The sequence below is a fragment of the Actinoplanes sp. TFC3 genome (genome assembly GCF_001553785.1).
Classification (GTDB): Bacteria; Actinomycetota; Actinomycetes; order Mycobacteriales; family Micromonosporaceae; genus Actinoplanes.
Genome location: NZ_LOJP01000010.1, coordinates 1 through 10,576 on the forward strand (window position 1 = coordinate 1; position 10,576 = coordinate 10,576).

Here is a 10,576-nt window from a genome sequence, read left to right on the forward strand (position 1 = left end):
GAGAGGAAACTATGCCAACAAGCGACTCTCCTCCAAGCGGCTCACCCAGCACGCGCGGAGAATCTTCGGCATAGTCGCGGTCTCGGCATAGGTCGATGCAGAGCAGGTCAACGCGGCCATAGCGGGCGATGGTCTTGGCGAGAATCTTGTCGTCGGCGGCCTCGACCAGTTCGTTGACGAGTTTGGTGGCCTGCACGTAGCGGACGCGGAAGCTGGCCATCGCGGCTTCCTTGCCCAGGGCGATGAGCAGGTGAGACTTGCCAGTGCCGGAATCGCCGACCAGGCAGAGGGGCAGGCCCTTCTTCACCCAGTCGCAGGCGGCGAGGGTGTGGACGACGGCGGGGTCGACGCTCGGGTTGGCGTCGAAGTCGAAGGTGCGCAGGCTCTTGTCCCTCGGGAACGCGGTGGCCTTGATTCGGCGTTCGGAGCGGCGCCGGGCCCGGTCGTCGCACTCGGCCATCAGTAGTTCGGCGAGGAAGCCGCGGTAGGTCATCTGATCGCGGGCGGCGGCCTCGGCCAGGTCGGTGAACTGGGATCTGATGGTGGGCAGCCGCAGAAGTCGGCAGGCGGAGTCGACGGCGGCGTCAGCGGCCTGCTCGGTGGCGTGTCATGGCGCGGTCCCTTCGACGGTGCGGCGATGGCGCAAAAGCTCGTCATAGGCGGTGACCGTGGGCAGCGGCCGCCGGTCGGTGGCAGTTGCGCCAGCCGCCGCTCAGTCAGCGACAACACGTTCCCGGCCGGGTGCCGCATCGTCGAGCCGTCCGGAGCCCGGTGGTCGTCGGTCTCGGCAAACTTGCGGACTTCCAACGCGACCGCGTCGGCGGTGAGGGCTCCGGCGCGGACCGCGGTGGCTAGGCCGGCGGCGACGTGGTCGTGGGGCATGTGCCGGTGCAGCAACAGCACTTCGATCAGGGCTCGGGTGCCGGCGGCGTCGCCATGGACCCGGCGGACGGCTTCCCACCAGGCATCGTGCACCGGCGTGAACCTGCCCGCCGCCCGCGCCTGCTCCAACGCGGTCGCTCCGGGCAGCGCGCCCGGTTTGCGCAGCAGGGCTTCCAGGTAGTGGTCGAGATTGAGCCGGGATCGGGACTTGGCCATCAGCCGTTCGTGCCGGGCCACCGGGTTGCGGCCGTCATAAATGACGAGGTCGGAGGCGTGCAGATGGACCCGGACCTGCCGGCCGACCAGGCGAACCGGCACGGAGTAGCGATTCGTGCGGACGGTTACCTGGCTGAACCGGTCGACGTGCGGGGTCAGCCAGGTGCCGGTCTCGAACGCCTCGTCCGGCAGCGGCGCCAACAGCGGCCGCTCGACGGCGAAGTGCTCGCCGACGGTGTGTGGGCGGGTGCCGATGCGCCCGGCGTCGTCAGCGGCATCCCATTCGTCGACCATGGCGTTGAGCTGCTCGAATGAGTCGACTTGCGGGACCGGGACGAGGTGGTTGCGGCGGAACCAGCCGATCTGTCCTCGACGCCGTCCTTCCCGTGAGCGCCCTGCAGTCCCGGCTGGCAGTAGAAGGCGTCGATGCCGATCCCCGGTGAGTTCATAAATACCGAAGCCTCAGCTGGCTGAACTGGCTCCCAGCAGCCAGCTTGGGACCGGTGAGTTTGTCGTAGTAGCGCCCATATCTTGGCTGCTAACCTCACCCGCAGACTGGGCCGAGACCAAACCGGAGAGCCTAATGCGCTGGTGGGAGCTGTACCGGGCTTTGAAGCCGGACGACATCGACCTGGTGTCTTCGAGAAACACACCCGGCTCGTTCCGCGGGTTTTTCCTGGGGGACAACGGGATCTTGGGACAAGCCGAGTTCTCGAAGGTCGACCTGCGAAAAGTCCTAGCAATCGGAGCGCCTGTTCTCCTTGCAACGGGCTTCATCGGCGGGGTTGCTGCTGCCCCTCGCATCAGGCGCTGGTGGGACGACGAAGCGCTCACCGCCGCTCGGACCGGGTGGAAGCGGGTCACGCGACAGCACCACGATGCTGCTCCTGGCATTCCAAGTGCGGCCGCTGAAGCCTTCTGCAGGGAGGTGGACGTCGCGCTTGAAGGCAGTCGAACCAGCATGAGCAGCGCAGAAGCTCAGCAGTATCTCCTCGAGATCCTGATGGCCGCGGCGATCATCGCCGACAGAATGAGGATCCTGTCCAACGCGGACGTCGAGGACGACGCCGGTCTACCCGAGCTAAAGATTGCGATGGAGAAGCTAACGGCTCGCGAAGTCACCAACACCATCAACCAGATGCTCACGGCTGAGGGCTCTGTTCTTGGCAACGAGACCTCTGAGCTCTTCGCCAAGATCTTTGGCGGTGGTCATGTCGTGGACGGCGAGTATGTGCCGCTGACGAACGACAAGATCAAGGATGTGTTGAGCCCCGACCCACCGAGCGACGACTCCTAGATTCGTGGTCGCAGCAGGTATGTCATTAACTGGGCTCACGCCAGATGGTCTTGGCGTAGCGCAGGGCGGGTTTGGCGGTGAGGCCGAACATGGCGGCGATGTGCAGTGGGTCGCCGTCAACGGCGCGGGCTTCTTCCAGGATGCCGTCCTCGCGGAGTTGAGCGGCGGTGGCCAACAGGCCGTCGAAGAGGCGGGTGAGCCAGTAGGTGCTGACCGGCCCGCGTTCGTGGGCGGTGCGTCGGGTCAGCAGCAGGTGCGGGTTCCCGGTATCCGGCCAGCGCTCATGGCGGTAGTTCAGGTAGCCGGTCAGCGCGGTGGCGGTGAACAGGTCCAGGAGTCGGCGGCCGGCGCCGAGGTCGATGCGCCGGTTGGGCAGATCGACCTGGTCGATCGTTAAGTTACGGACCTGATGAGGGCGTAGGGCGTGGCCGCCGATGAGCACGACCACGGTCTGCAGGGCCGGGTCGTTGCGGGCCGCATCGCCGATGGCGTGCAGTGCGTCCGCAGTCAGTGCAGCCGGTGTGCTCGGGTTCCGGCCACTGACGTGTATCCGGGTCAGCGGATCGGCGAAGACGAGGCGTTGCGCTTTGAGCACGCCGAACAGGCCGCGCAGGGCGTGGGCGTCGCCGGTCTGATGTTTGCGGCCGTCGAGCCAGTCGAGCACGTCCTGGCGGGTGACCTGCCGCAGCGTGGTGTAGCGGTCGGCGGTCTCGATCAGGAACGGGTGGACGGCCGCGAGCAGCGTGAAGGCGGTGATGCGGGGCCGGGCCCGGCGGCGAGGCGTGCCGTGTCGCAGCATGGTGATCCAGGCGTCGAGCTCGTCGCGCAACCGCGAGGGCAGCGTGGAGAACTTGGCGTCGATCCAGACGGTGAGCGAGTCGGTGCGGTCGTCGACGACGACGAGGTGGTCGCCGGCGGCGAACAGGACCTCGAGGACGCGCAGTCCGGGAACGCCGTGCGGGCTCATCGCGGTGACAGTGCTGGCTTTGACAGTCTCACCGGGTTCGTGACAGCTGGCGATCATGCGCAGGCCGCGGCGGACCTGTTGAAGAGTGCGTGGCGGCCAGCCGTTGTGCTCGGCCAGGACATCCGCTTGGCGTAGCACCCGTTGCAGAAAGCCGGGATCGCGAGGGGGGTCGAGGCTGCTGGCGTATCGGCAGTCGCGCGGCGCGTCGACCAGGACCGGCTGCTCCCAGCCCGCCGACCGCGCCGGTGCAGCCACCGAGGGCCGTATCGTCACCGGCAACATTGCAGGCCTTGAGCGCGTCCTGGCTGCTCGCGGCGAGAAGCCGGCGAGGAACAGTTGCTGGCCGGTCTCGGCCGCAACGGTCAGATCCAGGGCAATCTTGTAGTGAGGTCCGGCGATCAAGCTGGCCTGCCGTCGGCAGAGCCGGCAGACTCCGTCCTCGACTACGACGGCTTCCCGAGCGCAGGTCCGGCAGGGGCCGAGCGGATTCTTGCGGGCGAAGGCTTCGCAGCCACGACAGAGCCGCTGGCGCAGCACACCCCAGGCCAGGCACTGCTCGCAGCTGCGCGCCGGGCCCCGGTAGACGCGTTTTCCGCGGCGACGAGGTGATCCTGTTGCCGTCATACCGGGGGTTTGCTACGGCCGGCGTGCCGCCGCTGGATCGGTGCATCGCCCGCGACGGCCCGCAACGGCGCCGCCTCGGCCGGACGCGACATCGAAAGCGGAATGTCTTCCAGCACCAGCAGATCGTTCGGGATGCAGCCCAGCACCGTGCAGATGATCTGCAAGTCTTCCAGCCGGATCGTCACCGGCTGACTCGACCACAAGTGCGACATCTTCCCGGCGCTGATCACCAGGCCGGCGTCCGCGAGCATCGTTTGCAGCTGCGAGGCCTTCCAGATGTCGCGTTGCGCGGCGGCTAGGGCGTGTCCTGTAGGGGTTCTGGCCTGGTATCGGTGATCATGCATTTATGGTGGGACGTGTGAGCTGACCGATAAGGCATGGGGCCGGATCGAACCGCTGCTGCCGCCGGTCGAGAGTGGCGGCCGGCGGTGGCGTGATCACCGTCAGGTAATCAACGCGATCCTGTGGAAGCTTCGAACCGGCGCTCCATGGCGAGACCTGCCCGAACGCTACGGGCCCTGGAAAACCGCGCACGAGCGGCTACGGATCTGGACCGCGGACGGCACCTGGGAACGCATCCTCGACGAGGTGATCGTCAAAGACGACTCCATCGGGAACGTGGAATGGACCTTCAGCGTCGACTCCAGCTCCGTCCGGGCCCACCAGCACTCTGCCGGGGCCCGGAAAAAAGGGGCTGCACCACCGAATGGGTCGAAGACCTCGCCGTCGACGGAGAAGCTCTCGGACGATCCCGCGGCGGACTGACCAGCAAGATCCACCTCGCCGTCGACGGACGCGGACTACCCATGTCGGTCATCCTGACTCCCGGCCAGGCCGGGGACAACCCGCACCTGTTGCCCCTGCTGGACCAGGTCGCGGTCGGCCGTGCCGGACCTGGCCGCCCTCGCACACACCCCCACCGGGTCCTGGCCGACAAGGCCTACTCCCACCCGTCAACCCGAGCAGCGATGCGAGCTCGCGGGATCGCCTTCACCAGCCCGCAACGCAGCGACCAGATCTCCCGCCGCAAAGCCAAAGGCTCCCGCGGCGGACGCCCACCCGCCTTCGACCCCCAGCACTACGCCGGCCGCAACGTCGTCGAGCGCTGCTTCAACCGACTCAAACAATTCCGTGCACTCGCCACCCGCTACGCCAAACGCGTCGCCTACTACCGCTCAGAGATCATCATCGCCGCCATCGTGTTATGGCTGCGTGCCGACCTACAGGACACGGCCTAGGCGCAGGTTCCATTTCATCGTCGGCTCCCGAAACGGTTCGCGGCCCGCTGGCCGGCACCGGCCCAGGCGTCTTCGATGTGGGTCTTGTCGACGTGGACGTAAATCATCGTCGTGTTGAGCCAGGCATGCCCCAAAATCTCCTGGATAGCGACCAGTCCATGCCGTTGCGATAGAGGTCGGAGGCAGCGAAATGGCGCAGCAGATGCGGCGACAACCGGCCGGTCTGCGCGGGCAGGTGGGCGGAGACGGCCTCGACGAGTCCGTCGCGCAGCATGTCGGTGGTCGCGAAGCCGCTGCTGCCGTCGGCCCGGCGGCGTTCGGACGGGAACAGCGGCGCCATCGGGTCGTTGACTCGGTCGTCGAACTCCCACCGCGGTCCGTGCACCCACCAGTCCAGCAGTTCCCGCGAACCGTTGATGAGCGGAACCAGACGTTCCTTCTTCTTACGGCCGTTGCTGCCCTTGCCTCGCAGCAGAACCTTGCCGAACCGGCCCAGTTGCCAGCGCAGGTCGCCCATGCGCAGCAGGGACAGTTCCGACACCCGCGGCCCGATCAAGCTGACCAGCCGAAATGCCGTGTAGTTGCGGACCGCCGGCGCGTACTTGCGAGCGGAATCCAGCCCGTGCTGCCAGCCGGTGAACAGCTGCGTGACCTCCCGCGATGTCGGCGGAATCCGCAGCCGACCGTGGGTGCCGCCGCGCGGCCGGTTCACCTCGTCCAGCGGGGACTCGACCACGAACCCGGTCGCGGCGTGGATGTCCGGCTTGTGCCGCAGCTCGAGGAACTCGAAGTAGACGGCGAACCCGGCGGCCTTGCGGACCTTCATGCCCGGCATCGCTTCGCGCAGATGTCGGCCGAAGAAGGTGTCGATGTGCTGGGGCGTCGTCTCCCATAGCGGCCGGCCGAGCCAGTCTCGCAGTTCCTCGACCGCGGCCACATCGGCTCGGATCGTGGCGTCGGTGATCCCCGCTGACGAGCGGGCCAGCACGAACTCGGCCAGCAGATCCTGCTCAATCGCCGCGATCTGGCCGGGTCCGTCCAGGCGCTGATGCGCCCGCAGGTCCCTGACCACTGCCACCGACACAGCGGTCTCCAGCTCGAAAATCCCCAATGACCATCGGCTTCCCGATGGACATCTCAGGAATCCTGAGACTGGATCTCAGATTCATCGAAGATCAGGAGTCCAGCCCTGCGCCCAGGTCAGCCCGGTCTCCAGGCTGGCCACGATGGACATTTGGCTGCAGGAACTCACGGCAACACAGGTTTAGTGAGACCGAAAGGCCGTCCATCGGGCCGTCTTCACCCGCTGGCGAGAGAAGCCGAGCACCCGCGCAACCGCAGCCTTCAGGTTGTCATAGCGGATCTTGCCGGTCGGGACGCCACCCAGCGTGGTGAACGCGTGGACGTGGCCTTCCAGGAACGCCTCGGTGCCGCCCGAGGCGAAGATCCTTCTCCGCACCAACTTTGTTGGCTTAGCTAGACGCCATAGCTGGCGCAGGTCCATCAACTCCCGAGCTCGGGATATTTTGTCGGCGGTCGCTGGAGAGAAATCCGCTGATGGCGCGGTCGCCGTGGGCGCGTTACTAGGTATGATGTCGCGGCCCCACCCACTCCGAACACCAACGCGTAAATCGCGAGTGACGGTTGGACATTTCCTATATATCCCAGGTAGCTGTTGCCTACCTCTTTCAGGAGCGTGGCGGCGCTGCTGCCTCCGACGACAAAAGTCAGGCTGGACCTAGTGCCGGGTACGACCTTGCACAACTCGCGGGCGTACGCATCTGCGGCCGTGACGACCTCCTCGGACTTGCGCGTATCGTCCTCAGGGTACGTATTCTCGATCCAGAGTCGCCGTTTGGCAAAGTACTCATCTGCAATCCCTGATCTGTAAACATCTAGCACCTTGTGCGGTGGAGCCTCCAGGATGCTACGAAGACTAGGCACGCGAATCTCCAACTCCAGTCGCGACGGCATGAGATACTCTCGATCAACGTTCTCGCTGATCGCCATGGCGGTAGGCGTAAGGGCAGCGACGGAGTGCCGGTTCGCATTGAACGCATCGGCCTGGCTGTTCTCGTAGGCGACATTTACAAGATTTACCAAAAATTGCACTCGTTCGAAAGTGCTTCTGTCTCGACCCTTCTTAACCTCCTCGATCAGTTGTCTAGGCTTGTCGAACTTGGCGTTGTCGTCGAGAATACCGAGCTTCCGGCCCATTACGTTCCACACCTCCGCTCGTCGAATTCCCGGCCGTTGTTCCGGGTCGGCGGAGACGGTTGCGTCCCGCGCTGCGGACAGGACACTTTGACGAAAGTCGGCCGTCTCGGCCCAGAGTTCAGCCTGGCGCCCGAAGATGGCATGGGGAAGCTCGTTGAATGCGAACAGGCGATTGAGGTACACCTCAAATTCGGCACCCATGTCCTTTTCCCAATATGCACGCCGAGCAAACGACGATCCAACAAGTGCTTCATCCAGTGCTTCAGCGACCTTCAGGGGCGTAGTTCCCACCCTCTCATACTGGGTCCTTTCGAGGCCCAAAACATTCTGTTCACCAATTGCGCTGAGCCCGGCTTTGAAGCTATCGGTCGCTTCACCTCGGAATGCTGGCGTGACGAGGCCGTATCGAAGTGCGGTTTGCAGGAATGACCACTTACCGCCAGGCTGGGTGACATGCCTCAGTATCGCTTCGTTGTTGAAGAAGAAGATGTCCGGAAGAATGATGCCGCCCTGCTGGAATAGAATGCTGTAAACCAAACTATTTTCGAACGTGAACGAGTGGTCCGCTATGTTGTGCTCGATACCGCCATCCGCAGCCGAGAAGTAGTAAGGTCGCGTCCAGGGTGAATAACTAGTCGCCTTGATAGGGTCCATGCTGCATGGTTACCGCGTTCGCGTCTAGATCAATATCAGCCGAATGGCTGACTGGGCCGTCCAGCGATATTGCAGAAATGATCATGCATGGTTGTGGGTCGCGCGAAGGGCAACGACTTCCGCCAACTATCGGTTGCATCGAGACACGCCTCAGACCGCTGGCTGGTTCCCACCCGTGAATTGCCTACATGGCGGACAAGCCATGTGTCATCGCGCCGCTCGTGACGGCGAAGCGGACGGCGGAACGTCATACTGATGTGCCATGGCTAGTATTCTTGATGTGCCGGCGTGAGATCAGTCGAGCGCTTCGACGCCTGCCTCTCCGACATCAGCCTGCTTGCGGCGCAGGTCGACCTGCTGCTTCTTCTTAGCGATGTGGCGGAGGCTCTTATCCAGGGCTGCAACTTCGCCGAGCCACTGCATTTGGCGCGCCTCACCCAGCCGCTCACGCGTATTGTGTTCGATTTCCAGTAGGCGGGGCGCCTGCGACGGCGAAATGCGGAGCATTGGGCACCTGACGCAGGCGTGCTTGTGCTGGCAGGGCGTTCCGTAGGGGCGGTCGCAGGTGCCGAGCGCGACTTTGCGGAGTTGGAAGTGATCGCGGAACTCGATCCATTCGGTGTCGGTGGGTTCTCGGTATTCTTCGCTGGGGCGTTGAGCGCGGCGCTGGTCGACAAACCGGCGGTAGCCGGCGATGACCTCTTCCGGGTAGATAGCGACGTATCCCTGCGTGGTGTTGAGGTCGAGATGGCCGAGCAATTTCGCTGCGATGTGGATTGGTAGGCCACTGTTGACGGTTTCCGTGGAAAAGATTCGGCGGAAGTCGCGTGGTGTGAACTTCAGCGGTGTGCCGTCCACGTCGACGGCGTTCGCGCGCTGGGCGAGCTCGGCGAGGAGTTCTCGGATCCGGTCGGGTGGGATGCCCCGCAGCCGGTGGTGGGTGACTCGTTGGAACAGGTGCGGCAGGGCCGGCCCGAATGTGGGCTCGTAGGTGTCGTAGCGGTGCAGCAACCGCACCTTACCGTCGTCGGCTTTGATGCGTCGGATGATGCGGGCCAGCACGGCGACGAGGTCCAGGTCTGCGGGGATGACGCGTTCGAGGTCGGTCTTCGAAGGACTGATCTGCAGCAGGGGCACCATCTCGCCGGTGGGAGCCTTGTATTGGCGCAGGCTTAGGTGGGTCAGCTCGAGGAGTTCCTCGATGCGGGCTCCGGTGCGGCGTAGCACTTCGACGGCGGCCCAGGTCCAGAACGCGTTGTCTTCCAGCCGTGCGGCGTCGAACCGCGGTTTCGGCTCGTCGGGCCGGGTGACGTAGAGCGTGCCCGACTGCCATTTGCTGCGTTCCCGGCTGGCGCACTGGTAACGGATGCCATCGATGACGAACTGCTGGGCGGGACGGGCGTCGCGGACGGTGTCCAGGAGCCGGCGGGCGTGGTCAAGGTGCTCGCGAGCGGCCGTGACCAGCTGGGGCAGGACCGGGATCAGGTTCCGGGTGCCTTGCTGCATGCGGGCCTAGCGCTGGCGGGTCTCCTTGACGTAGCCGCGGACATCGGCGGCGGTGATCGGACACGGCGCGGCCCACGCCGCCCCCCGAGCCGGGTCCTCCAACGCCCACTGCATCAGGTCGAGGTAGAACGAGCGGACGACGAACATGACGGTGTGCACGCCGCGACGAGCTTCGCCGTCGGGCAGCACTCGGACGCGTTGTTTCCAGGCTTGGGTCATCTCGTCGGTCAGGGCGAGGGAGTCGATGCCGGGATGGTGCCGTTCCAGGTCGACCCAGAACAGGGAGACCAGCAGTTGGGCCTGGTTGATCAGTGATCCGTAGTCGAGCATGGCGGCGCGTTCGGTCAGGTAGTGCACGAACACGTCGCGGACCGGCTTGTAGGCGATCGGGTAGCGGTCGACCATCTCCGCGATCGACAGTTGGCCGCGGGCTCGGGCTTGCCGCATGGTCGGCGGGTGGCCGGCAAGTCCGCCGAGCCCGTGCAGGACTTCGTAGGCGAACGCCAGCGCGGTGCCAGGACGGCGCTGTTGCGGCGCTGCGTCGCGTAGGTGGTGAAGTCGGCCAGGTCGAGCCGGCGCAGCTTCTTGCCGGTCACGATCACCATGCGGGTCAGCAGGTTCAGCGCCTCGGTGGCGTGTTCCCCGCCGTCGATGCGGGCCGCGATCTGCACTCCCAGCTCGGCGACCGCGTCGGCCTGGTTGCGCTGGCGAAACGCCGCGTAGACACCCAGCAGCCGGCTGCCCGATAGCCACGTGTAGGTGGGGCGGACCGCGCGGAGCACGATCATCACGCCGAGGCCCTGGGTCAAGCGCTGCCGCAGTCCCGGGCTCAACCCCGGTGGCCCCCATGCTTTGCCCGCCTCGTCGGAGCCGCTTAAGTGTGCTGTCCAGGGAGGTTGGTCGAGATTGTGTGACGACACGATCTGACGATCAAGGTCTGATGTCGTGAACGGGTGAAGGCCTCCGGCTGTGGAG

12 protein-coding genes are annotated in these 10,576 nt (G+C 65.2%); 2 read left to right on the forward strand and 10 right to left on the reverse strand.

What is annotated here, in order from left to right:
* Both TFC3_RS33685 and TFC3_RS39870 read right to left on the reverse strand, forming a co-directional pair.
* Positions 1–556 (reverse strand): ATP-binding protein (locus TFC3_RS33685; RefSeq protein ID WP_161952733.1); only part of this gene is annotated, 556 nt, incomplete at its 3' end.
* Entirely contained in the window at positions 490–1,392 is a 903-nt protein-coding gene (locus tag TFC3_RS39870) for a hypothetical protein (RefSeq protein WP_067510291.1), read from the reverse strand. The genes TFC3_RS39870 and TFC3_RS33685, both read right to left, overlap by 67 nt.
* A gap of 289 nt (positions 1,393–1,681) precedes the next feature.
* Between TFC3_RS39870 and TFC3_RS33695 the strand changes: the two genes are divergently transcribed.
* Positions 1,682–2,395, forward strand: a complete 714-nt coding sequence (locus tag TFC3_RS33695; protein ID WP_067510293.1) for a hypothetical protein — start codon at positions 1,682–1,684, stop codon at positions 2,393–2,395.
* Positions 2,396–2,420: 25 nt separating this feature from the next.
* Here the strand turns inward: TFC3_RS33695 and TFC3_RS33700 are convergent, their stop codons facing one another.
* The gene (locus TFC3_RS33700) at positions 2,421–3,635 is read right to left on the reverse strand and encodes a hypothetical protein (protein WP_153040626.1); all 1,215 of its coding nucleotides are present in this window, start codon (positions 3,633–3,635) and stop codon (positions 2,421–2,423) included.
* A 347-nt stretch (positions 3,636–3,982) separates the two neighbouring features.
* Entirely contained in the window at positions 3,983–4,330 is a 348-nt protein-coding gene (locus TFC3_RS33705; RefSeq protein ID WP_067510297.1) for a helix-turn-helix transcriptional regulator, read from the reverse strand.
* Between TFC3_RS33705 and TFC3_RS36590 the strand changes: the two genes are divergently transcribed.
* A protein-coding gene (locus TFC3_RS36590; protein ID WP_236718631.1) for an IS5 family transposase occupies positions 4,329–5,224 on the forward strand; the annotation gives its coding sequence in 2 pieces (ribosomal slippage) (positions 4,329–4,707 and positions 4,707–5,224; 897 coding nt in all). The two genes, TFC3_RS33705 and TFC3_RS36590, sit on opposite strands and share 2 nt — an antisense overlap.
* A gap of 103 nt (positions 5,225–5,327) precedes the next feature.
* On the opposite strand, the gene TFC3_RS33720 is transcribed toward TFC3_RS36590, so the two are convergent.
* The 6 genes from TFC3_RS33720 to TFC3_RS33745 form a co-directional block, all read right to left on the reverse strand.
* Entirely contained in the window at positions 5,328–6,335 is a 1,008-nt protein-coding gene (locus TFC3_RS33720; RefSeq protein WP_236718630.1) for a tyrosine-type recombinase/integrase, read from the reverse strand.
* A gap of 153 nt (positions 6,336–6,488) precedes the next feature.
* Entirely contained in the window at positions 6,489–6,683 is a 195-nt protein-coding gene (locus TFC3_RS33725) for a hypothetical protein (RefSeq protein ID WP_201787315.1), read from the reverse strand.
* Positions 6,684–6,727: 44 nt separating this feature from the next.
* A complete protein-coding gene (locus TFC3_RS33730) occupies positions 6,728–8,095 on the reverse strand; it encodes a hypothetical protein (protein ID WP_067510305.1) in 1,368 nt (455 codons plus the stop codon).
* 294 nt (positions 8,096–8,389) lie between these two features.
* Positions 8,390–9,601 carry a tyrosine-type recombinase/integrase gene (locus tag TFC3_RS33735; protein WP_067510307.1) on the reverse strand — a complete coding sequence of 404 codons (1,212 nt, stop codon included), beginning with the start codon at positions 9,599–9,601 and terminating at the stop codon, positions 8,390–8,392.
* 6 nt (positions 9,602–9,607) lie between these two features.
* Positions 9,608–10,006 (reverse strand): hypothetical protein, encoded by a 399-nt coding sequence (locus TFC3_RS33740; protein ID WP_067510309.1) that lies wholly within the window; start codon positions 10,004–10,006, stop codon positions 9,608–9,610.
* Positions 9,946–10,383 (reverse strand): hypothetical protein, encoded by a 438-nt coding sequence (locus TFC3_RS33745; RefSeq protein WP_161952732.1) that lies wholly within the window; start codon positions 10,381–10,383, stop codon positions 9,946–9,948. The genes TFC3_RS33740 and TFC3_RS33745 overlap by 61 nt, the downstream gene beginning before the upstream one ends.
* Between the last annotated feature and the right edge of the window lie 193 nt (positions 10,384–10,576).